Source organism: Companilactobacillus sp. FL22-1 (assembly GCF_043951805.1).
Classification (GTDB): Bacteria; Bacillota; Bacilli; order Lactobacillales; family Lactobacillaceae; genus Companilactobacillus.
Genome location: NZ_JBINJY010000007.1, coordinates 151,169 through 174,363, shown reverse-complemented (window position 1 = coordinate 174,363; position 23,195 = coordinate 151,169). Strand labels below are relative to the sequence as shown.

26 protein-coding genes are annotated in these 23,195 nt (G+C 36.4%); 16 read left to right on the top strand and 10 right to left on the bottom strand.

The window, feature by feature from the left end; genetic code table 11:
• Positions 1-87 precede the first annotated feature (87 nt).
• Positions 88-510 (top strand): hypothetical protein, encoded by a 423-nt coding sequence (locus ACG72T_RS07665; RefSeq protein ID WP_395265596.1) that lies wholly within the window; start codon positions 88-90, stop codon positions 508-510.
• Between the two features lie 49 nt (positions 511-559).
• Here the strand turns inward: ACG72T_RS07665 and ACG72T_RS07660 are convergent, their stop codons facing one another.
• Positions 560-1,093, bottom strand: a complete 534-nt coding sequence (locus ACG72T_RS07660) for a GNAT family N-acetyltransferase (protein WP_395265595.1) — start codon at positions 1,091-1,093, stop codon at positions 560-562.
• 32 nt (positions 1,094-1,125) lie between these two features.
• Positions 1,126-1,623 carry a prolyl-tRNA synthetase associated domain-containing protein gene (locus tag ACG72T_RS07655; RefSeq protein WP_395265594.1) on the bottom strand — a complete coding sequence of 166 codons (498 nt, stop codon included), beginning with the start codon at positions 1,621-1,623 and terminating at the stop codon, positions 1,126-1,128.
• A gap of 154 nt (positions 1,624-1,777) precedes the next feature.
• Here ACG72T_RS07655 and ACG72T_RS07650 point away from each other — a divergent pair, with 154 nt between their 5' ends.
• Both ACG72T_RS07650 and ACG72T_RS07645 read left to right on the top strand, forming a co-directional pair.
• On the top strand, positions 1,778-3,976 hold the full coding sequence (locus ACG72T_RS07650) for a Tex family protein (protein ID WP_395265593.1): 2,199 nt from the start codon (positions 1,778-1,780) through the stop codon (positions 3,974-3,976).
• Positions 3,977-4,504: 528 nt separating this feature from the next.
• Positions 4,505-6,022 (top strand): collagen-binding domain-containing protein, encoded by a 1,518-nt coding sequence (locus ACG72T_RS07645; RefSeq protein ID WP_395265592.1) that lies wholly within the window; start codon positions 4,505-4,507, stop codon positions 6,020-6,022.
• A 270-nt stretch (positions 6,023-6,292) separates the two neighbouring features.
• On the opposite strand, the gene ACG72T_RS07640 is transcribed toward ACG72T_RS07645, so the two are convergent.
• A complete protein-coding gene (locus ACG72T_RS07640) occupies positions 6,293-7,069 on the bottom strand; it encodes an ABC transporter permease (protein WP_395265591.1) in 777 nt (258 codons plus the stop codon).
• A 19-nt stretch (positions 7,070-7,088) separates the two neighbouring features.
• Positions 7,089-8,024 carry an ATP-binding cassette domain-containing protein gene (locus tag ACG72T_RS07635; protein ID WP_395265590.1) on the bottom strand — a complete coding sequence of 312 codons (936 nt, stop codon included), beginning with the start codon at positions 8,022-8,024 and terminating at the stop codon, positions 7,089-7,091.
• Positions 8,025-8,174: 150 nt separating this feature from the next.
• On the opposite strand from ACG72T_RS07635, the gene ACG72T_RS07630 reads away from it, so the two are divergent.
• The gene (locus ACG72T_RS07630; RefSeq protein WP_395265589.1) at positions 8,175-8,699 is read left to right on the top strand and encodes a MarR family winged helix-turn-helix transcriptional regulator; all 525 of its coding nucleotides are present in this window, start codon (positions 8,175-8,177) and stop codon (positions 8,697-8,699) included.
• A 106-nt stretch (positions 8,700-8,805) separates the two neighbouring features.
• On the opposite strand, the gene ACG72T_RS07625 is transcribed toward ACG72T_RS07630, so the two are convergent.
• Positions 8,806-9,150 carry a hypothetical protein gene (locus tag ACG72T_RS07625; RefSeq protein ID WP_395265588.1) on the bottom strand — a complete coding sequence of 115 codons (345 nt, stop codon included), beginning with the start codon at positions 9,148-9,150 and terminating at the stop codon, positions 8,806-8,808.
• Between the two features lie 344 nt (positions 9,151-9,494).
• Between ACG72T_RS07625 and rsgA the strand changes: the two genes are divergently transcribed.
• Entirely contained in the window at positions 9,495-10,556 is a 1,062-nt protein-coding gene (gene rsgA / locus ACG72T_RS07620; protein WP_395265587.1) for a ribosome small subunit-dependent GTPase A, read from the top strand.
• A 131-nt stretch (positions 10,557-10,687) separates the two neighbouring features.
• A complete protein-coding gene (locus tag ACG72T_RS07615) occupies positions 10,688-11,656 on the top strand; it encodes a DUF6933 domain-containing protein (RefSeq protein ID WP_395265586.1) in 969 nt (322 codons plus the stop codon).
• A 129-nt stretch (positions 11,657-11,785) separates the two neighbouring features.
• On the opposite strand, the gene ACG72T_RS07610 is transcribed toward ACG72T_RS07615, so the two are convergent.
• The 3 genes from ACG72T_RS07610 to ACG72T_RS07600 form a co-directional block, all read right to left on the bottom strand.
• On the bottom strand, positions 11,786-12,409 hold the full coding sequence (locus ACG72T_RS07610) for a DUF47 domain-containing protein (protein WP_395265585.1): 624 nt from the start codon (positions 12,407-12,409) through the stop codon (positions 11,786-11,788).
• A gap of 12 nt (positions 12,410-12,421) precedes the next feature.
• On the bottom strand, positions 12,422-13,435 hold the full coding sequence (locus tag ACG72T_RS07605) for an anion permease (protein ID WP_395265584.1): 1,014 nt from the start codon (positions 13,433-13,435) through the stop codon (positions 12,422-12,424).
• A gap of 424 nt (positions 13,436-13,859) precedes the next feature.
• Positions 13,860-15,083, bottom strand: coding sequence for a M20/M25/M40 family metallo-hydrolase (locus ACG72T_RS07600; RefSeq protein ID WP_395265583.1), 1,224 nt, complete (start codon positions 15,081-15,083; stop codon positions 13,860-13,862).
• A gap of 111 nt (positions 15,084-15,194) precedes the next feature.
• On the opposite strand from ACG72T_RS07600, the gene ACG72T_RS07595 reads away from it, so the two are divergent.
• Positions 15,195-15,356, top strand: a complete 162-nt coding sequence (locus ACG72T_RS07595) for a hypothetical protein (protein ID WP_395265582.1) — start codon at positions 15,195-15,197, stop codon at positions 15,354-15,356.
• A gap of 138 nt (positions 15,357-15,494) precedes the next feature.
• Here ACG72T_RS07595 and ACG72T_RS07590 read toward each other — a convergent pair whose 3' ends face one another.
• Positions 15,495-15,674: a hypothetical protein gene (locus tag ACG72T_RS07590; protein WP_395265581.1), complete on the bottom strand. Its 180-nt coding sequence runs from the start codon at positions 15,672-15,674 to the stop codon at positions 15,495-15,497.
• 156 nt (positions 15,675-15,830) lie between these two features.
• On the opposite strand from ACG72T_RS07590, the gene ACG72T_RS07585 reads away from it, so the two are divergent.
• The gene (locus ACG72T_RS07585; RefSeq protein WP_395265580.1) at positions 15,831-15,962 is read left to right on the top strand and encodes a hypothetical protein; all 132 of its coding nucleotides are present in this window, start codon (positions 15,831-15,833) and stop codon (positions 15,960-15,962) included.
• 39 nt (positions 15,963-16,001) lie between these two features.
• Here ACG72T_RS07585 and ACG72T_RS07580 read toward each other — a convergent pair whose 3' ends face one another.
• Entirely contained in the window at positions 16,002-16,508 is a 507-nt protein-coding gene (locus tag ACG72T_RS07580) for an aminoacyl-tRNA deacylase (protein ID WP_395265579.1), read from the bottom strand.
• Positions 16,509-16,677: 169 nt separating this feature from the next.
• Between ACG72T_RS07580 and ACG72T_RS07575 the strand changes: the two genes are divergently transcribed.
• The 8 genes from ACG72T_RS07575 (at position 16,678) to ACG72T_RS07540 (ending at position 23,193) form a co-directional block, all read left to right on the top strand.
• Positions 16,678-16,863 carry a hypothetical protein gene (locus ACG72T_RS07575; protein WP_395265578.1) on the top strand — a complete coding sequence of 62 codons (186 nt, stop codon included), beginning with the start codon at positions 16,678-16,680 and terminating at the stop codon, positions 16,861-16,863.
• Positions 16,864-17,349: 486 nt separating this feature from the next.
• Positions 17,350-17,751 carry a hypothetical protein gene (locus ACG72T_RS07570; protein WP_395265577.1) on the top strand — a complete coding sequence of 134 codons (402 nt, stop codon included), beginning with the start codon at positions 17,350-17,352 and terminating at the stop codon, positions 17,749-17,751.
• A 64-nt stretch (positions 17,752-17,815) separates the two neighbouring features.
• A complete protein-coding gene (prmA, locus tag ACG72T_RS07565; RefSeq protein ID WP_395265576.1) occupies positions 17,816-18,733 on the top strand; it encodes a 50S ribosomal protein L11 methyltransferase in 918 nt (305 codons plus the stop codon).
• On the top strand, positions 18,714-19,463 hold the full coding sequence (locus ACG72T_RS07560; RefSeq protein ID WP_395265575.1) for an RsmE family RNA methyltransferase: 750 nt from the start codon (positions 18,714-18,716) through the stop codon (positions 19,461-19,463). The genes prmA and ACG72T_RS07560 overlap by 20 nt, the downstream gene beginning before the upstream one ends.
• A 10-nt stretch (positions 19,464-19,473) precedes the next feature.
• Positions 19,474-19,812 (top strand): hypothetical protein, encoded by a 339-nt coding sequence (locus tag ACG72T_RS07555; protein ID WP_395265574.1) that lies wholly within the window; start codon positions 19,474-19,476, stop codon positions 19,810-19,812.
• Between the two features lie 86 nt (positions 19,813-19,898).
• On the top strand, positions 19,899-22,130 hold the full coding sequence (locus tag ACG72T_RS07550) for a RelA/SpoT family protein (RefSeq protein WP_395265573.1): 2,232 nt from the start codon (positions 19,899-19,901) through the stop codon (positions 22,128-22,130).
• Positions 22,130-22,567: a D-aminoacyl-tRNA deacylase gene (gene dtd / locus ACG72T_RS07545; protein ID WP_395265572.1), complete on the top strand. Its 438-nt coding sequence runs from the start codon at positions 22,130-22,132 to the stop codon at positions 22,565-22,567. The genes ACG72T_RS07550 and dtd overlap by 1 nt, the downstream gene beginning before the upstream one ends.
• Positions 22,568-22,569: 2 nt before the next feature.
• On the top strand, positions 22,570-23,193 hold the full coding sequence (locus ACG72T_RS07540; protein ID WP_395265571.1) for an HAD-IA family hydrolase: 624 nt from the start codon (positions 22,570-22,572) through the stop codon (positions 23,191-23,193).
• Positions 23,194-23,195: the final 2 nt, after the last annotated feature.

Sequence of the window (23,195 nt, the reverse complement as noted above, 5' to 3'; positions counted from 1 at the left end):
GCACATGAGTGATTAATCTGCTTGCTCTCAATATAAGCCGTTGATATACTAAAATCTGTTAAAAAAATATCACAGGGGTAAGTATAGATGAAAAAATTGTTTTTACCAGTTTTGTTAGGATTAAGTTTCTTAATGATTTTATTACCTATTCAAAATATCCAAGCCGTTGCCGATGAACCAGTTGAAAAGGCGCCAGTAAAAACTATTATTGTGGGCGCTGATGACGTTGGTAATAGTAGTCAAGTTCGCGTTTATCAGAAAGTTGATCAAAAAATGAACATTACCAATCGGACTTTGCCAATTGTTGCTAATAATCACTTGAAGCACTGGTATGGTCAGTACATTAAATTAGACGGTCAATATTGGTGGAAAATCGGGGAGAATCAGTACCTTAAACCAGAACGTATCTCAGTCGTTAATGTTGAACGGAATCAGGCCTTGGGATTGACAATTGATAATTACGGCAATTTTAATAATAAAACTGGTGTTTCAATGATCAATGAAGACTAATTATAATAGAAGCATGAATAAAAGCCACCCGTTTTTTGGGTGGCTTTTATTATAAATTAAGTTCGAAGGCTAAGCGGGCGTTGTCTTCATGATTCTCAGCGGGTTCATCGACATAGATCTTACCACGATGAATGTATCCAAAACCTTTAGCCATAGCTTGAAGACGTTTATTGACGGCGTGAGTGTCTATTCTGAAATTACGAACCCCTTGAGCGTAAGCGGCACTGATTAGATTTGATAAGAAGAAATGGCTGAGATGTTGACCAGCAAAGGCTTTTCCAATTGCAATGCGATGGATTGTAGCATACGGATCAGTAGTATTGTTCCAAGAACCTCCGATGATTTCGTCATAACTAGGTTCATTACCGACAATCAAAGTGGCCGTACCAGCAACTTTTTGATCAACTATCAAGACGAAACACTGCATGGCCGCAATATCCTTGGTCAAAATTTCACTATTAGGGTAGCCGCCTTGCCATTGAACGCTACCGTCAGCTTTTAACAGAGCCTTAGCTTCATCAATAATGTTCATAATTTCTGGTAGATCTTTTATCGTTGCTTTTCTAATATAAATTAAACTCATTAATTTTTTCCTTCTATTCTAAATGGTAATTGCTAAGCTTCAGTTAGGTCGATAATTTGATAGTCATAGCCTAAATTTTTCACGAACTGTAAAACATCATCTGATGCCACAAAAATAGTACTGGTGTTGATATTGGGATGAAAACTCATTCGCGCTTCACTCAAGATTTCTTTATCGAAGTAGACTCTGACATCATGATCTTTATTATTCAAAAGTCCAAAGATGGAAACAATTCCGGGTGCCAGGCCAAGTTTTTCTGCCAACAGGTCGTCATGCCCCATTTTTGGTCTCTTGGCACCAGTCAAAGTCTCAAATTGCTTGAAATCAAGTCGTTTGCTGTCATCCATGACTAACAGATAACATGCGGTCTTTTTCTTATTGGTGAGAAACATCGTTTTGGTGCGGACACCTTCGATTCCCTCAATGAATTTATCCGCTTCCTCAGTAGTGTGGGCGATAGGGTGATGAACAATTTGATATTTGATCTTCATTTCATCAAGAGCCTGTTCAACTTGTTCTGCTGGTTCCATAAAGCTGCCCTCCATAATTAAAAAAATTTAATTTAATTATACTCTAAATAAAGGCTAGTTTTAGGACTTTCGCATAAATTGAGATACAGAAATTTTTGGTTACCATGGTATAATTAAAGCCGCGTAATTAACTAGTTTGACGTGGAGGCGCGTAATGGCAACTAAAGAAACACAAACTAATTTGAATGAATTGGCGAAACCGGTTCATCAACAACTTAATCAATATCGAGTTCCTCAAATTCAAGCTGTATTGTCGCTTCTGGATGAAGGAAATACGGTTCCATTTATTGCTCGTTATCGAAAAGAGCGCACAGGTGCTTTGGATGAGGTAGCTATTCGGGCAATTGAAGATGAGGCTAGTCGCTTATTGAAGCTAAATCAACGTCGTGAAGATGTTTTAAAATTAATTCAAGAACAGGGTAAATTGACTCCTGATTTGAAGCAACAATTAGAACAAGCTATAGTTTTACAACAAGTAGAAGATCTCTATTTGCCTTATAAGCAAAAGCGTCGTACCAAGGCTACGATTGCTCGGGAAGCTGGCTTGGAACCGTTGACTAAGTGGTTACTAACTTTTCCTCAAAATAATCTGGACAGTAAAGCTACAGACTTTATTGATCCCAATAAGGATCTGCCTGATTTGGATTCCGTTTGGGCAGGAGTACACGAAATTTTGGCGGAAACTTTTAGTGAGAGAGCTGATTTTAGAGAATGGGTTCGGGGTTATACTTGGCAAAATGGTGCTTTAACTAGTAAGGTCAAACGTGGAGCCAAAGAAAAAGATGAACAACAAGTTTATCAAACTTATTATGACTTCACGCAAGCTTTGAAGCAGCTGCCGCCATATCGAATTTTAGCCATTAATCGGGGTGAAAAAGAGAAGATTTTAACTGTTGGAATCGAGGTTGATACGGCACAAATTCTTCGTTATGGCCATTCTAAATTGATAGGACGTCACCAAGGTCCTGCTGTAAAGAGAGTCGAGGAAGCCTTTGAGGACAGTTATAAACGTTTTATTGGACCCGCTATTGAAAGAGAACTGCGTCGTCAATTAACTGAAACTGCTGATGATCATGCAATTCAAATTTTTGGTAAAAATCTTTATCACCTTTTAATGCAGGCACCTTTGAAAGGTAAAGTAGTAATGGGCTTTGATCCTGCATATCGAACCGGGTGTAAGCTAGCTATTATCGACGCAAACGGACGATTCTTAGCCAAACAAGTTATCTATCCGCATAAACCAGCCAGCAGTGAAAAAAGGGCAGAAGCTGCACCAATTTTCAAACAATTATTAGAAAAGTATAAGGTTGAAATGATTGCGATTGGTAATGGGACTGCCAGCCGTGAATCGGAGGAATTTGTCAGTCAAATTTTGAAGGCTTTGCACCAACCAATCTATTATGTGATCGTCAATGAAGCCGGAGCTTCAGTATATTCAGCCAGTGCAAATGCTCGAGCAGAATTTGGAGATCTGCATGTCGAAGAACGTTCAGCCATCAGTATTGGCCGCCGTCTGCAAGATCCTTTAGCGGAATTGATTAAAGTTGATCCTAAAGCGATTGGTGTCGGTCAGTATCAGCACGATGTCCCTGAAAAGTCGTTAGATGAACAGTTGGATCGAGTTGTGGAAACAGCGGTTAACCAAGTTGGTGTCAATTTGAATACCGCTAGTCCAGAACTATTGACTCATATTTCAGGATTGACGACTACGACAGCGAAGAATATCGTGAAATATCGAAATGAAAATGGAACTTTTGACAGTCGTAAAGTCTTGAAGTCGGTACCACGTTTAGGACCTAAAGCTTATCAGCAAGCGGTCGGTTTCTTGAGAATTATTTCTGGAAGTGAACCACTAGATAATACCGATATTCATCCTGAAAGTTATCCCGCCGCTCATCAGCTTTTACAAGGGATCGAGGCTACACCAGATTCCTTAGGTACGCCTGAATTACAACAGAAATTGAGTAAGTTGAATAAGGTAGAATGGTCACAAAAATTAGCTATTGGGGAAGCAACTTTGACTGATATTATGGCTGGCTTGAGTAAACCAGGCCGTGATTTACGTGATAGCATGCCAGCCCCACTATTGCGACAAGATGTTTTAACTATGGCTGATTTGAAGCCGGGAATGGAATTGCAAGGAACGGTTAGAAATGTGATCGACTTCGGTGCTTTTGTTGATATCGGGGTTAAACAAGATGGCCTAGTTCATATTTCCCAATTATCGGATCATTTTGTCAGTGATCCTAGTACCGTTGTGACCATTGGTGATATTGTGAGCGTCTGGGTCCTAAGTGTCGATGAGAATCGAAATCGAATCCAATTGACGATGCGCAAGGATAATAAGAATTGATAAGTAAAGGCCAACTCTTATATTGATAAATCAATGAATGCAAATTTTTAAAAAGTAGATATGATTGAAGTGAACCTATAGTTTGATATCAGCCGAACTATGGGTTTTTCTTTTGGTTGAATTTGTTGTTTACGAGATATTTGGTTATTATCGATGGGTTATAAAAAATATATTAATAAGCTTTCCAATCAAGGAATTGTCAGCACAGAGGATACTAAACGAACTAATAAGCATCCTTTGTTGAACGAAGAGATGAACTCGATTCATACTCTGGGAAAATTTGTTGAGCAAGAACAATTGATCCAAGATTATGAGAAATTAATTAAAGAATGGATACAGGATCAGTAATCTTTAAGTGAAACAATAAATAGGACCATGAATTTTCATAAAATTCATGGTCTGTTTTTATGCCAAAAAGCATTTCTATTCAAAATTCAAAAAAATTATTTTCATAACTTGAAACAAACTTATCGTTTGTATAAGGTAATATTTATATCAAGAAATAAATAAGGGAGTAACATATTATTAATGAAAATGAAGAAGGCGAATATTTTATCATGCGTTGCAATTAGTACTGTTGTATTATCAGGGATGGGAATCACAAATGTGAAAGCTAGTGATGATACAGCAATATCAATTCAAAAGGTGGCTGAGAAGTCACTCAATCCAGAAGTTCAAAATGGTGGCAAAGTCAGTGACGACTTTCAAGACGTATCTAAAAACAATTTGGGATACGCTTCTAAATTCCATATCTTTGCTAAAGAAGCAACTTTAAACGCACATACAAATGGAAACCTTGCGGTTGGATCTTTGTTCGGAAATGTTAACTTTGGGACAAACATTACGGATGAAAAATTATTGGATAAAGATATTTCTTATGTTCAAGAAGTAAAAAATATGTCAGAAAGCTCATTCGTTAGTTCCAACGATCACCGTACAAATAAGGTGATTTTTGGAGAAGCAAATGACGTTGAATTGGGCAAAGACAATACTTCTCCACTAGTTAATGAAACCCCAATCAATCACTTGCTTAATAATGAAATTTTCCAAGATAAAGATTCAAACGAGTATTTAGATTTTGACCAAGAATTTATTAATTTGGAAAGCAAATCAGCAGGTTTAGTTTCGGCGAATTCTAAGACAATTACTAATGCTGATTTTTCAGACCAAAACCAACGAGTAATTGATCTTAGTGATTTTGAAGTTGATACGAACAATCAAATCGTGATCAATTTAGATCCCGAAGTTTTGAATGCCAATACACCTTTAACAATTTCAGGATTATCAGCTGACAAAGGTGGCACTTCAATTATTATCAACGTTGACACTAAGGGGCAAAATCCTTATGCAATGAATTCTCAAATTAAATTGAGATTCAATAATGGCGCAGAAAATCCTATCGAACGACCAAATCAAGAAACAGAATATTTTGACGACAACCACTTGCTTTGGAATTTTTATGATAGTACAAACGCTAACAAGCAATTTGATGGTGTGATTGAAATGAATAATACATTCCAAGGAAGTGTATTGGCTCCAGATGCCACAATCAATATTCATCACAATTTAGACGGTAATATCGTAGCTGAACAGGTGAATGTTGTTGGTGGCGAAACTCACAGATGGGACTTGCAAGATAACAACAATATTGTGACTGTGCCAGAAGAGCCAGGCGAACCAGATGAAAACAACGAAGGGAATGAATTAGTTGACCCTGGCTTTACAATTGATCCAACACCAACAAGTCCAGAGCCAGAACCTGATGGAAATGTGGATGACGATGATCAAGAGATTATTATCAACGGTGGTTCAGAGGGAAATTTAGACTTTAATGGTAATAATGAAGAAAAAACATTATCTTCAATAAATAGAGGTAGTGGTTTGGTTCCATTAACTAATACTGCACAATCAAATGATACAAGTTCGGCAAGTGGGTCAAGTAGATTGCCACAAGCTGGTGCTGCTAGTGGTATTTTGATGACAGTTGCTGGTGTGATTATGTTGGGATTAAGTATTGTGTTTAAGAAAGTAAGAATGGATAAGTAAGGGCAACTCTTATATTGATAAATCAATGAAAGCAAATTTCTAAAAAATAGATATGATCGAAGCAAACCCTTAGTTTGGATATCAGCCGAACTAAGGGTTTTTGTTTTGGTTAATTTTGTTGTTTATAAGCTATATTTTTCAGTCATACTCGAGTTACAAATTAAAAAAGAAGTAGACAAAAGGTCTTAAAAAAAAGTAAGGACTCAAACATCGTGATTTCAGAATGATATCAATATTTTTTTTCAATTTTTAAATTAGGTTTAATAGGGATTAACTTTGTCGGTTATATGCCCAAACAGTCAACGGTGCGAAAATCAGGACAATTGCGAGGCCAAAGATTAAAACGGTCCAAGCAGTGTTAGGAAATGTGCCTTTTATTAAAATTTGGCGGATAGCGGTGATGACATAAGTCATGGGATTGAGATTGGCAATGATTTGTAAGACTTTAGGTAAAGTTTTGATAGGGATGAAAGCATTGGATAAGAATGACAATAATAACATGGTCATCAAGGAAATACTTTCAACCATTGTGGCACTTTTTGCTAATAGTCCAACCAAAGCATAGATCCAGGAAATTGCCCAGCCAATGAAGATAGCTAGCAAGATAATGACAATGATCCAACCAAAATTAACATTGGGACGCCACCCCATTAAATAACCAGTTGTTAAAGAGGCAATGGTGGCAATAAAGAGTCTTGAGATATCGGCCAATAATTGTCCTGCTAGAGGAGCAACATGGGCAATCGGCAAGGACTTGAAACGATCAAAAATTCCAGTTTCCATATCTTCTCTGATTTGGGTACCAGATCCGGAAGCAGCAGATAAAATAGTTTGAATTAAGATACCAGGGACGATTGTTGGTAAATAGGCGTGCACTCCTCCGGCGATGGCACCTCCAAAAAGATATCCAAACAGTAAGGTGAACATAACTGGTTGAATGATGACATCCATGAATTGATCGGGATTGTGTAGGGTTTTTAATAAGTTTCGATGAGCCATCGTGATGATATTTTGAATTATATTAATACGAGTTTGTTTGATTTCCATAGTTGTATTTGCTCCTTATTTAATTTTTACCAACAGTCAAGTCCATGAAGACATCATCAAGAGTAGGTTCTTGAATGGTCAAATCAGAAATAATGATTTGGCCTTTCTTTAATTGTGCCAAAACGTTGATTGCCTGGTCCGTATTTTTAAACTTAGTAATGATGGTGTTATCGATTATCTTGGGCTTGGTGCTCAATTCAGATTGAAAGATTTGTATTGCGGCTGTTAAATCAAGACTTCGATCGACTTTTAAAGACAAAGTTGCTTCACCGGTCTCACGTTTTAATTGATCGGGAGTTCCAATTTTGATGAGTTTTCCATGATCGATGACAGCTACTCGGTCGGCCAAATTGTCGGCTTCTTCGAGATATTGGGTGGTTAAAAAGATAGTTGATCCTTGTTTAACTAAGCTTCTAATTGTGTCCCACATTTGTGAACGTGTACGGGGATCGAGGCCAGTGGTCGGTTCGTCTAAAAAAATCAGTGCGGGACGGGTGATCAAACTGATCGCTAAGTCCAGTCTTCGTCTCATACCACCAGAAAAATCCTTGATTGATTTGTCAGCGCTCTTTTCCAGCGAAAATTCTTGGAGTAGTTCTTGAGATCTTGCCAAAGCAGCTTTTTTACTAAGACCATTTAATCTTGAAAATATTAGGAGATTCTCCTTAGCCGAGAGATCTTCGTCTACCGAGGCATATTGTCCAGTCACACCAAAAGTACTCCGAGCAGCTTTGCCATTTTTTTGAATATCATGACCAAAAATAGTGATTTCACCAGAACTTGGTTTCAATAGCGTGGTTAACATTCGTAGAATAGTGGTCTTACCAGCACCATTTGGTCCTAATAGGCCGAAGACTTCGCCTTTCTTAACAGTAAACGAAACATCGTCAACGGCAGTTTGTTGCATAAATTTTTTTGATAAATGATTGACTGTAATTGCATTCTTGGCTTGCATATTTTAATAACCTCTTTTTGAGAAAAATAATCAGGTCTACCTGACGAAATACATTGTAAGGTGTCCCTGATTAAAAAGCAAGAGATTTATTCAGGTAGACCTGAATTAAATCAGATTAGCGAGTATAATATGACATGGAGGAATTGATCAATGGCAGATTTAATTAATCAAGGTAAGACCGCCGGCAAATTAGTCGAGTTTGGGATGTTACAGAATATTGCTGAAGATGATGCTCAGCGCAAAATTGATTATAAAGCTCTCTTTCAAGGCCAAGGGAAAATATTGTTAGCATTATCCGATAATAATAATTTGTCACAAAAAGATTTAGTTGAACGACTTAATATGACACCACAGTCGGTCGCCGAATTTGTTCGTAAACTGGAGAGTCGGGGATTAGTATCACGGAAAAAGTCAACCACTGATAAACGGGTGACAATCGTTAGTTTAACTGAAGCTGGTCGTTTGGAAATAGATAAGAGTATGCAAGTTATTCCCAAGTACTTACGGGCTTTGAGTGACGAAGAGCTGCAACAGTTTAATAATATTTTAGATAAAATAAATGAACAGATGTATCGCGACATAAAAGATGCAGATCCTACCTTGCATAATAAGTATCATCAACTCATGCTGAATCATGTGATGGCTAAAATTCGTGATGATAAAAGAGAACCATAAACATTATTTACTTGGAGTTTTGGATATGAATTGAAAAATGCACTCTCTGTATTGTTTCCAATATAGAGAGTGCATTTTAGTACTAGCTTTATTTGATGTTTTTTAGTTAGATTGTAAAGACACCATTATTAAGTGGTAATTCAACAACAACATTATCAGTTAAAGAAAATTCTTGAACCGACTCAAAAGATTTCTTAAAATCAGTTGCTTCATCATCGCTGAAGAGTTTGATAACTTTTTTCATAATATCGTCTTTTTCCATTGAAGTATTAAACTTGTAAAAATCTAATACTTTTTGAGTAGAGTTCATCGCCACAAAAGTATGGCTACTGTTAGTGCTGGTATACAGATAACAGACATTATCTAGATAGCCAGTTGGCTCCTTCTTATAAAGTTTCAAATTATCTAATCCAATATTCGTTAATTTAACAAACTTAGTTTGCTTATCCATGATCGTGACCTTCATTTTCGTTTGATTTTGAGTGGTTTCTATTAAGTTATTCTGCAGAACTTTGTTCAATGTGTCAAATGTCTCAGGACTAATTGACAGTTTAATTTGAAGATGCTATCTTAAAGCTAATAAAATATGAGGTAGATGCTATATGGACATTGTTCGTTAAGATTTAGAGAATATGAAATAAAAGTAGTTAAATAACTGCTTATTTTGTGTACCCTAATGCTTAGCAAACAATGAAATTGGCGCAATATGCTTTTTTCTATTTGTGATGCAATCGGGTGATTGTGTCATTTTTTTTTGCAAGTTTTAGGAGACACCACTTGTAAAGGAAAAGAAAATTGGAAATTAATTTAAAAAAATATGGTTTAACAGAAGATATTGAAAATATGGCATTAGCTTATCCTCACTTAATTCTCGCAAGGGTGACCGAACAACATCGTTCCCTTTATCGAATAGTTACAAAAAAGGGATTTAGTCAGGCTAAAATTGCTGGTAAGTTGCAATATCAAATAACGAATGTGATGGCTTATCCCGCTGTTGGTGATTGGGTTATGATCGATGAAAATTCAGACGTCGCCATCATTCAACAAGTTTTGACCCGCAAAAGTGTCTTAACTCGGGAAGTTTCGGGAAATAATGACGGTCAAATTATTGCTAGTAATATTGATGTGGTTTTTATCTGTATGTCTTTGAACAATAATTTTAATGTTCATCGCATAGAGCGCTATCTGACGATTAGTTGGGAAAGCGGTGCCTTACCAGTAGTAGTTCTGACAAAATCAGATCTATGTGATGATCTACCAGAAAAATTACATCAGTTGGAAGATGTTTGTTTGGGTGTTGATATCATCATCTGTTCAGCTAAGAATCAAGAAGGTTATAGTGATTTATTAAAATTTACTACTCAAAATAGAACAGTTGCTTTCGTTGGTTCTTCAGGTGTTGGTAAGTCAACTTTGATTAATTGGTTAGCTGGTGAAGACAAACTAGTTACGAATGATATTCGGACATTTGATGATAAGGGACGGCATACCACCACTTTTCGTCAGTTATTATTGTTGCCTCAAGGCGGAGTAGTAATTGATACCCCAGGCATGCGGGAATTACAAGTTCAAGTCGGTGATTTGTCCAAGACGTTTAGCGATATTGAACAATTGGCTGTCCGGTGCAAATTTAGAAATTGTTCTCATCAAACTGAGCCTGGATGTGCGGTCAGACAAGCGATTGCAGAGGGGACTTTGAGCCTAGATCGTCTGGAAAGTTACTTTAAATTGCAGCGAGAAATGTCATATGATGGCATGAATTCCCGCCAATTAGAAAATGATAAAATAAATCGAATGTTTGGCAGTAAACAGCAGATGAAGCAAGTCCGTAAACATATCAAGCACATTAGAAAATAAGCTGCATGAGCAGAAAAAGTCAAATCGGGTTAGTAAAACTTATTTTTAAGACTCATACTTCATTTTCTATTATTATTTGTGATTATTTCAACGTATAATATCAGTACAACAAAACTTATAGAGGTGTCAGAATGTTTATTAATGTTGTTCAAAAAGCACAGTCCTTATTCAAAGATTATCCAATGAAAGAAGATAAGCAAACTGCTTTAGCAAATCCAGTTTTTTCGTGGCATGTGAAGTACTTGACTTATAATCGCAAAAAGGTAGTGATTTTTAGTCATGATGCCAGTACTTTGACGGTTGTCATATTTGATGTCAACGCCAAAAATCGTTCACAAATGAAAGCTAGATTTGAGGAGCAGCTAGCGGAGGTATGTCAAAATATGGGGATTTCACAAGCAACGCTTAATGAATATTTAAAAACTGCCGGAGATTGGCAAATTGGTCCAACTGTCAATCGGAGTCAAGTTGGACATCTGAATGAAGTATCGATGGTAGTAGAACAATATTTGGATGCTAACGAAACGGATGAAGTATTGCTTTCAAATGATTTGACTAGCTCAGTCCGAAATTTGGATTCAGACAATTTTGTTCACTACAGCTCTGTACCGGAGGCGTTAGCGGTAAAGAATCTCGTTTGGCATAAGGCTAAAGTAAATTCTAAAAAAGTTGATAATACACATTTGCAAGATATCTGTAAAAAATTAAAAGAAGCGGCCGTTACAGCGAAAAAGTATTCATCTTCTGATGATTACGAAAAAATTGATCAACAAATTATCACGATAGGAAATTTGAATGATGAACTGATTGCTAGTTTCAGTGATTATCTTAAAGACGATTATTCTAAAAAGACGGTCAAATCGCATCAAAATATGCTGAAGTTATATTTGAATGAATATTTAGCTTATCATCTTAAAACTCTTTTTGACGATGATGCCTCATCAGTGGGTGATTTATACTTTCATGGCAGCAGTATGACCGAGGTAAAGCAAGTACAGCGGAGTATGAATAAGTTATATCAATTTTTAGCGCAGCAGGGATTGATCGATGGTGACTTTGTTAAAGAAATGAAGGAATTAATGAAATCTTCAATTTGGTAAGTTGAAGGAGTTTGGTATTAATTATTTTAAATTTTTGTAGATAATAAAACAGCTCACAATCATTACGACTGTGAGTTGTTTTTTAGGTTCTTTGTTAAATCGTGTTGGCAAGACTTAGACTCCGACTTTTTAACTGTTTTTAATAACTAATCCGGTAATTACATCGGCACAATCTTCACAAGCATCGAGAATTTTTTCAAAACCCGAGTAGAGCTTTTGCCAACGGATCACGTTGATAGGGTCTGTTTCTGTTGAAAAAAGAATACTTAAATTTTGGTTGTGAAGGTCGTCACCTTGAGATTCAATTTTATTAGCGTTTTCGATATTTTGATTCAACATCTTAGAATTTTTAAAATGGGAGAATTCTTTGACGGCTTGTGAAACATCCAGAACGGCAGCACTAATCAACTTCATGAATTGATCGGTATTAGGACGTAATTCTTGAATGTGCAAGTAAGCGAATTCATATGTTAAACCGTCGATCCCATCAATGATGTTATCTAGTTTATCGACTAATTGGACAATATCTTCACGATCGATTGGCGTGATGAAAGAAATATATAACTCATGCATGATTTTTTTAACTTCATCATCGCCATCGCTTTCAATTTTGTGAATCGTCTCGCTTTTTTGTTGCCAAGGCTGAGTATCAAAGTTATTGATGATTTCATCTAGGACCTTGCTAGCTGCCAAGGCATCATCAGCTAAATGTTCCATTGCTTTAAAAAAATCGAATTCTTTTTTTCGTAACATTTTAAATCCTCCTTAAAATATCGCAATAAAAAGTTTTGCCATCAAGTAGGCGATAATTCCACAGCCCGGAAAGGTCAAAATCCAAGCTAGTACCATATCGTAAACTATTTTCCAATCGACAGATGACAAACGTCGAGCAGCTCCAGTACCCATAATGGCGGTAGTTTTTGTGTGAGTGGTAGAAACAGGGATACCAAAGATTGAAGATAGAAATAAGGTTATGGCAGCGCTTAAATCAGCTGAAAAGCCTTGGTACTTTTCCAACTTGACCATATCCATTCCCACTGACTTGATAATTCTCATTCCACCGATCGATGTGCCGATACCCATTGTGACAGAGCAGAGGACCATGACCCAGATAGGAATGCTGAAGCCGTTACCAGTCTTTTCGACTAAATTGTTGTAATAAAGCGTTAACATGAAGACACCCATAAATTTTTGCCCGTCTTGAGCCCCGTGAAGAAAAGCCATTGCCATAGCGCTGACAGCTTGACCGATTGTAAAGATTTTATTTGCTAGTAGACGATTGACACCTTTAAAAATAAAAATAATTAATTTGGTGATCAAATAGCCGCCACCTAGGCCTAAAACAGTTGAAACTACCAAGCCAATGATGACTTTTAACCATTCGTTGGGATTTACCGCATCCAAACCACCTAAGGCCATGGCTGCACCTGTTAAACCAGCAATCAGGGCATGTGATTCACTGGTTGGAATCCCAAACCACCAAGCCATCACCGCCCAACTGACGATAGCAAACAGCGAGGCCGCTAAGGCAATTTGACTCGAGTTGCCAGCACCATCAAAACTGACAATATTGCTGATAGTTTCCGCCACTTGAGCATTGAACAGGGTCATAAAAAGTGCGCCCAAAAAGTTCATGACAACTGCCATGGCAATGGCAACATGTGGCCGTAAAACTCGAGTTGACACAGCAGTAGCAATCGCATTTGTAGCATCTGTCCACCCATTAACGAAGATGACTCCCATTACCAGTACAATTGTAACGATCAGTGCAATAGACATAAGATCACCCACCTTGATTTTATGAATAAAGAATACGCTTTCTTGTGAAAATCATAACATGAACTTTGGTTAAAACCTATATCAAAATTGCGACTAAGAATAACTTATTTTTTTCGGGTTATCAATTATGAGCCAAACGATTGTAAATTGAGGCTAAAGACTTTAAAGGGGCGCCATGAACTACAGAGAATTTTTTGACTTTAATTGATTAAAAATTTTACTAAGTGATGATAATTGCTTATTGAGAAAATTAGGGGAGGCTAGTAAAAAAGCACTCATCAAAATGGATTATTGATGGGTGCTTTTGAAAATATTGTAATTAATGTGGCAATGAATATTTAGTATATGGGGATTAGTAGTTTTTCAAATGTGAACTAGTTTATAAAAAAACAGCCGGTTCAAAAATTTTTTACTTATTATTTGCCTATTGCTCACTGAATTTTTTAGCAATGGCTTCATAAATATTGATGTACTGTAGATAGTCATCTTCAAATAAATATTCATTTACTTGGTGAGCAGTTTCATTTCCTGGTCCTGCAACAATTACATCCAGGTCGTGGTTAGCTTCCACAAATTTGGAGGCATCAGTACCACCAGGAGCTCCAACCGTTAAAATGTTAGTATCAAGAACTTCTTTGTAGCTTTCTTTAACTAATTTTACAAAGTTAGAATTGATGTCAGTTTTGACTGGCCAGTTGCTGCTGAGTAGTTGGAATTCAAGTTTCATTTTGGGATCAGCTTGATTCATTTTATCGATAATACTCTTCAAATCAGCAATTATTTCATCATTACCGTGTTCAGGAATCGTTCTGATCTTGACAGTCATTTCAGCGTAATCAGGGATGGTATTTTCTTGTTCACCAGCATTGAGCACTGTCACAGATGGCTTAGTTGTGCCTAAAATATCATCTTCTGTTTTGACTAATTCTTGGAAGTAAGCACTCTGTTGATTATAGTAGGCAATCAAATTATCCAAGGCATTGATACCGACTTCAGGCATAGAACTGTGTGCGGCTTTACCATGAGAGATAACTTTGTAGGTTACGGAACCTTTGTGAGCACAAAAAGCCGCTATTCGTGATTCCGATTTCTTACCATTAGTCTCAATCATTCCAGTGGCAATCATTTGATCCATCACAAGTTTAGATGAAGCGTTGCTTGGTTCACCAACGATTAGAGCAGATAGGTCATCAGCGTAGCCTTCTTTAGCTAATTTGTCAGCACCGAGTTCGCCTTTTTCCTCACCAACAGTGGCAATAAATTTAATATTGCCTTTAAAATTGTCATCTTCATGAAGTTCAATCATCGCAATGGCTAATCCAGCTAGACCACCTTTCATATCGGTAGTTCCACGGCCAAAAATTTTGCCATCAATGTGTTTGGGATTAAATGGACCATAATTCCATTTACTGTCATCTACAGTTGAAACGACATCTTCGTGTCCAGTAAAGCCAAGTACCTTACCAGAGCCATCACCGATTGAAGCTATTAAATTATAGCGATTGTCAGCATATTGGTTTAATTCGGCTTTAATGCCATTTTTTTCGAATAAATTTTTGAGATAGTTAGCTACAAGTTCTTCGTTTCCATTAACTGTGTTCAACTTTATTAAATCGTCTAAAACACTTAAACGTTGTGCTTTGTCCATTTGTTACCCCTCCAAGATAATGTATAATGTTACTAATAGATGTTTCAGTCTTTATTTTAGTATTAATTTTATAAAATGAATAATAAAAGGGTGCGAAAAATGAAATTATTGATGAAATTAGATTTATGGCTAGGTATTATGCTTCTAGTTGTTGCCCTGCTAGGGTTTATTTTCAAATGGTTGAGTAACGGAAATTTGATTACTACGGCAGTGGCTGGGGGAGTCTTGTTGCTAATTGCAGGAACAGCCGATATCGATAAGCCTAATAAATAGATGTTTCTACAAAAACAAGGACAAAAACTGGAATTATTTTTTTCCTTGTTTTGTATAATTGAGTCTGTGCAAAGAAAAAGAACCATATCGATTAGTATATGATTCTTCAAAAACGGTCTTAAAGACCTCTATTTTGTATTAGTTGACTTTCTTGCGACCATCGGGGGTGTACTTGTTGTTTTGATGTCTACGATATAAGTAATATATCCCACCGATAATTGCCAGAACAAGTGCTAGTGGCAAAATTATATGAATGAAGATTGAGAATAAAAGCAGGGCAATGAAGAAGCCCAAAACGTATTTCCAAATATTGTTCATTTAATTCTCCTTTTTTATTGTGACTTAGATTTTATTCATATTTACTTTTAAAGTCAAGTAAAAGAGTTTTTGGTTGACTTTAGAGCTAAAAGCGTTTAATGTAACAGTTAGTCGCTACCTCTTAGATATACGGAACATAAAGGAGGCGTGAATAATATGAAATATAGAATTCTTTTAGATCTTAAAGATCAATTATTCACTGCAGTTGATGTTAATGATAGCAACCACTTTGGTAACGGTACAACCATTGAAAAAGCTATCGACAATCTAAAAAATAAAGCTGCTTAAAGATATTATTGCCAATGACTTATGTCATTGGTTTTTTTATTATTCGGGATTATCTACGGCAAAATCACCAAAAGTAGCATTAACTGCTTTAGCCAGTGCATGGGGTTCGATCAAAATTGATTGACCGATTTTACCGGCCGAAACAATAATTTTTTCCGAACGTTCAGCCTCACTGTCAAAGAAAATTGGATAATTATGTAGGGAATGGATTCCTACCGGGCTATTAGCTCCATGTTCAAAGCCACTCGTTTTAACAAGATCTTTCAGTGGAACCATGCCGACTTTTTTATTTCCTGACAATTTGGCTAACATCTTGTAGCTCAAGTGTTTGTCTAAGGGTAACATGCCCACAAGAGGGCCAGTCTTATTACCAGTTAAGACAAGTGTTTTATATATTTTGTATCCATCCCGAGTACTTTTATCAGTGACTAACTCTTGAGTGTCACCATCAGATTCTGTTTCAAAAGTCATCGGTACGTAGTCGATTTTTTCCTTATCGAGGATCTTTTCGACTAATGTTTTTTGGATCTTTTTCTTTTTGCTCATAATTATTTCAACCCCTAAATCATCGTTACGTAGTATATAATAACAAAGCTAGTATTTTTTAAAAGGATTGAAGCTTTGGTTGGTAGAAAAATATTTCTTCTTTTCAAACCCATTTTCACTCGATTGTTATATAATTATTAGCGATACAACAGGATAAGGAGCGGTTAGCATGAGTTTTTTCAAGAAAAATCAAGAAGATCCTGCCAAGAATGATTTTAGTAAAATTTCTCAAGAAATTAAGAATAGTCCTAAAAAATTATCTGAGGCTCAAAAATTATTTAAAGATAATGAATCTTTAAGAAAGAAAGTTGTCGGTCGGCCAGGAGAAGATCTCGACGTAAAAGATAAGAAGTAATTGATGTTTTAAGCGAGTGTGCATACAGTTTGAAGGCAAGGTCCTAAAGTTTTTTGGGACTTTGCCTTTTTCTTTGTCTGCAAAATAATTTTTTACGTTTTTTATTAAAAATAAAATAAATAAAATTGAACAAATATATTTATCAAAGTGATAAAAATTGAAAATCAACTTAAATAGTTAAGAAAACGCATTAAATAGCCGTTTGGGCCTCTTTATAAAATTTGATTTTATTTTTTCTTCATATTATATGTCTTTCTCTGTGAAAGTTATTTAAATTATATGTCTTTCTCTGTGAAAGTTATTTAAACATGATCAAAAGAAACCAGCGTACATTTCCAGTAAAAAGCAAAGTATATTTTTTAATTACTCCGATTAAAGATTTTGCCTTTTTTTCCAATCATTAGCCTTCATATCATATTTAACTTATTCTTTGCATAACTTAAAACGTATGCTATAGTGTTGAAAAAGGAAATGGGGTGTATCATTATGGCAACAAAGACAAGCAAATATCGAATTTTAGAGACGAATGTTCTATTAGAAAGATTTGTAACATACAATGAGGTCTTTACAGAGTATTTTAAAACGATGAAAGTGATCGAAAGAGGTGAGGCTCTTCGGTATGAAACTTATTCGCGGTTAGCTGATAATTACATTTCTAATATTCATCGCTTTATGAAACTGTGCATGTCGTATGTCGAAAAATACCATCTTCAAAATAGTCGGATTGCCGAGAAAATGAATAACTATTTTGTGGAATTGATTGCTGCATTGCAATGTTTAGATTTAGAGAATAATTCCTTAAATCATCTGAGTTGGGAGCAAGCTCGGAGTAAAATAGATAGAAGTCGGGATGAATTTGTTAATTCGATTAACTTTTTCGTCAAATAAAGGCGGGAACGTCTTTTTTTTATGGCCATTTTTTAGTAATCTTATTAATAATGGAGGAACGTTTATGCTTTGGAAAAAAATATCAGTTGCGATCCCAAAAGATTTTGACCAAGAAATTATCTCTGACATTTTTATGCGTGTTGGAGCCAACGGGACAGAAATGGTTGACGATGACAAGACCGACGTCAAAACAAAGATCAATTCCTATTTTGATGAAAATAATTACCACGACGAGATTTTGAAAAATTTACAACAGGAAATCAAGCGTCTGCCAGAATTTGGTTTTGATGTGACAGGTGTTGAAATTTCCGTCAGTGAACTTGATGACAGTAGTTGGGAAAACGAATGGAAGCAGTATTACCACCCCGTTAAAATCAGCCGTTATTTGACCGTCGTTCCTAATTGGGTAGACTATCAACCACAACATCCGGATGAACATGTGATTGTAATGGACCCAGGCAAGTCATTTGGGACCGGGACTCATCCGACGACTTATTCATGTATGCAAGCTTTAGAGCTCATTTTGGGCGATGCTCATTCACTTTACGATGTAGGAACTGGTTCGGGTATCCTTTCAATACAAGCTCGGTTATTGGGTGTCAAAGATATCAAAGCGTACGATCTTGACCCTGAAGCTGTTAGAGCAGCTAAAGAGAATATTCAATTGAATCCTGGTTGTGAAGATATTGAAGTTTACCAGAATTCATTGTTAGACGGTGTCAATGGCAAAGTTGATGTGATTGTGGCGAATATGTTAGCCGATGTGATCGAACAATTTATTCTTGATTTAGACAGTCATTTGAATCAGAATGGATTTGTGATTTTGTCAGGTATCATCAATGAAAAAGAAGCAATAATCACTCAGCAAATGGAAGACCAAGGTTTTATCGTCTTGGAAGCTTTCCACTTAAAAGGTTGGTCAACGATGATTTGTAGAAGAAAAGAAGAGTTTGAGGCGGAAGATGGAGCAATACTTCGTTAAAAATAAAATTAAAGACACTAATTATCTAGTAGACGATTTGGAAACATACAAGCATGTGATCAAAGTGTTGCGTCATAAAAAAGGTGATGTCATTAACTTGGTAGATGTTGACCAAAATCTATTCCACGCTACGATTGTGGGAATTGACAATGATCACCAAAGCTTTGAAACGACCACTCAATTGTTGGATAATCCTACAACTGAAATGCCGTTAGATGTGACGGTGGCTTGTTCATTATCAAAAAAAGATAAGATCGAGTGGATCACACAGAAGTCAACTGAATTAGGAGCAAAGCGGATTATTTTCTTTGATTCTAAGTATTCGATCATGAAGTGGAAACCAAATGTCGTTGAAAAAAAGCTTGCCCGTTTGAACGAGATTGCTAAAAATGCGTCGCAACAGTCCAAACGAAGAATTATTCCCGAAGTTATTTATCTGGATAAATTAAGTAATTTATTGCAATATAAGGCTGAGACCAATTTAGTAGCTTATGAAGAATCGGCCAAGAATGGTGAGATTAGTCAATTAGCGCAATCATTGGATGAATTTCCCAAATCGATTGTCTGTACTTTTGGACCAGAAGGTGGTTTTTCAGAAGATGAAATTGCTTTTCTCAATCAAGCGGATTTCTTGTCGGTTGGTCTAGGACCACGGATCATGCGAGCAGAAACAGCCCCCATGTACTTCCTATCAGTGCTATCATATAAGTACGAACTAAATGTAAAATGAGGATCGAATTTTGAAAAATATTTGGAAAAAAGTTGAAAAATCAAAAACAACTTACATTGCATTACTTTCTATTTTATTGGTATTCATCATGCCAATCATCTTTAATCTATTTCATTTAGGAAGAACCAACCGTATTATTTGGCTATTCTTTGTGATTAATATTTTGTTTTCCAGTTTTATCGGTTGGTTTTCACGAAAATATAACTTGTCATTTTATAATTTAGTTATTTTTCCAGTCATTTTTGTGGTCAGTGTTTTTGTTAAGTACGGACGTTACGGCTATTTCTTAGCAGGAATTTATTTAGTTCTAAGTATTTTAATTTATTTCTTATTTGAAAAAGAAAAGTAATTGAAATAATCGCAACTAGCCATCATAATGGTATATAACTTAAAGCACTCAATGAGTGCTTTTTATTGTAAACGGGGTGAATTTCTATGAAAAAGAATAAGGATTATACGCCTGAAGAAGTTTTAGATATCTGTCGTGGTTATATGAACGATGAGCATGTTGAATTTGTCAATAAATCGTATAAGTTTGCGGCCTACGTTCATAAAGATCAAAAGCGTGCAACTGGTGAACCATACATCATTCATCCAACGCAAGTTGCACAAATTTTAGCCTCGTTACACATGGACCCATATACAGTCGCTGCCGGATATTTGCACGATGTCGTTGAAGATACCAAAGTCACTTTGGGAGATGTTCAGGAACTCTTCGGCAAGCAAGTTGCCACAATTGTCGATGGCGTCACTAAGATCAGTAAATACAAGTATCATTCACATCAAGAATTATTAGCTGAAAATCACCGTAAAATGTTACTCGCTACTGCTAAGGATCTGCGGGTGATTATGGTTAAGTTAGCTGATCGCTTGCATAATATGAGAACTTTGAAAGCCTTGCGCCCTGATAAACAAAGACGGATTGCTAATGAAACTTTGGAAATTTACGCTCCTTTGGCAGACCGTTTAGGTATTAGCAAAATCAAATGGGAGCTAGAGGATCTTTCTTTACATTACATTAATCCTCAACAATATTATCGAATCGTCCATTTGATGAATAGTAAACGTGATCAACGGGAAGCTTATATTGCAGAAGCTATCGATTATATTAAGACAAATGTCGATGCACTCGGTATTAAATATGATATTTATGGTCGTCCTAAGCACATTTACTCGATTTATAAAAAAATGCGGGACAAACATAAGCAATTTTCAGAATTATACGATTTGTTAGCAATTCGAATCGTCGTTGATTCGGTGAAAGATTGTTATGCCGTCCTCGGGTCGATCCATTCAAAGTGGAAACCAATTCCCGGACGTTTCAAAGATTATATTGCGGTACCAAAAGCTAACGGTTATCAATCGCTGCATACAACTATTATTGGTCCTGGTGGTCAACCACTTGAAGTCCAGATTAGAACTTTTGAAATGCACCAAGTAGCTGAATATGGTGTTGCCGCTCACTGGGCTTACAAGGAAGGTAATTTCGAGGGTGTTCATTTAGACGATGACGAACAAAAGATCGATGTCTTCCGTGAAATCTTGGAACTTCAAGAAAACTCTGACAATGCCTCTGACTTTATGAAGTCGGTTAAAGGAGAAATCTTCAACGATCGCGTCTATGTCTTTACGCCTGAAGGCGAAGTTATTGAATTGCCTAAAGGTGCGGTCACCTTGGACTTTGCTTATCAAGTGCACACTGAGGTAGGTAATCATTCTATTGGTGCCAAGATCAATGGCAGAATGGTTCCTTTGAACTATCAGTTGAAAAATGGCGATATTGTCGAGATGTTGACTAATTCCAGTTCAGAACCAAGTCGTGACTGGGTAAACGTCGTTTATACTTCCAGAGCTCGCAACAAGATCAAACGATATTTTAGAACGAAAGATCGTGAAGAAAATATCGTTCTTGGTCGAGAAGCAATTGAAAACGAATTGAAGAATCGTTCATTATCAAGTAAGAAGTATTTAGATAAGAAACATTTGGAAATTGCGATGAAGATCTTCAATTATACTGATCCAGACGAGTTGTTCAATGCCGTGGGATACGGTGAATTATCGCCAATTAACGTGGTCCATCGGTTAGTGAGTGAAGACCCTGATCGTAAAAAGGAAGCTGAGAAAAAAGAGCTCGAGGAACAGGTTATTACTGATACCACTGAAAAAGCGGTGCAGCCTCCAGTTGAAAGTGAAAAGCTGAAGAAGGAACGTAATAACGCCAATACCAGCATCTCTGTTCAAGGAATCGATAATTTATTGATTCGCTTAGCCAAATGTTGTAACCCAATTCCTGGGGATGATATTGTCGGCTATATCACTAAAGGACGAGGTTTGACGATTCATCGAGCTGATTGTCCTAATGTCCAAAGTGAGGAAGCAAAGAAGCGGTTCATCGATGTCAGTTGGGATAATGTCACCAAAGAGAAACGTTACACCGCTGAATTGGATATTTATGCCTTTAACCGTAATGGATTGATCAACGAAGTTTTACAAGTAATAAATTCTAATACCAATACACTGAATAATGTGATCGGTCGTCTGGACAAGGAAAAAATGGCGATCATTCACGTCAGCATTGGGGTAAATAATAAGGAACATTTGGATAATATTATTGCTAAGTTGAAGAATATTCCAAATGTCTATGAAATCAAGAGGACGGTAGCTTAATGAAAGTAGTGTTACAACGTGTTTCAAAGGCTAAAGTTACTGTTGATGACAAAGTCCTTGGTCAAATCGATCAGGGCTTTTGTTTATTAGTAGCTTTTGCCGATGAGGATAATGAAGAAACCTTGGAGTATATGGCTCATAAGATTGCCAATATGAGAATCTTTTCCGATGCCGATGATAAAATGAATTTGGCAATCAATCAGGTCAATGGAAAAATCTTGTCCATTTCACAATTTACGCTTTATGCAGATACCAAACATGGAAATCGTCCAAGTTTTACTGGGGCTGGAAATTTCGAAGCCTCTAGTAGAAAGTACGACCACTTCAACGAACTTTTGCGAGGTTATGGTTTAAAAGTTGAAACTGGGGAATTTGGTGCCGATATGCAAGTCTCATTGACCAATGATGGACCAGTAACTATTTTAATGGAGAGATGATAATGAAGAGTATTGTTTGGGACTTTGATGACACTATTGCCAATAGTTATCCGGGGATTGTCTCAGCGACGCAGAGATCTCTGCGGGAAAACTTTGATATTAGCTTGTCAAAAGATACTATTTTTAAGGAATCAAAGAAGACTTCAGTTAGAAAGTTTGTGACTGAATTATTGCAAGATCAAGATAATGTCGAGCAGGCGGTTAAAGTATTTTATCTCAGTTATTTTCGCTACGAAAAAGAATATCATGATAAAATCACGTTAATGCCTCATATCAAACAAGTTTTACATTATTGTGCTGATCATGGATATACGCAATTTATCGTGACTCACCGCGATCAATCTATTTTTCCATTGATTAAATCATTAGGAATAGCTGACTATTTCAAAGAAGCTGTCAGTGTTGCTGATGACTTTCAACGTAAGCCAGATCCTGATATGTTACAGTATTTGATCAAAAAATATGGATTATCGAGCGATGAATTGTGGGTCATTGGCGACCGCAAGATCGATGTTGACTTCGGTAAAAGTGTCGGCGCTAATACAATCATTTTCAGTGCTGATAAGGTTGATTTTGATCATGATTATCAAGTGAAAGATCTAATAGAAATCGAAAAAATACTTTAGGA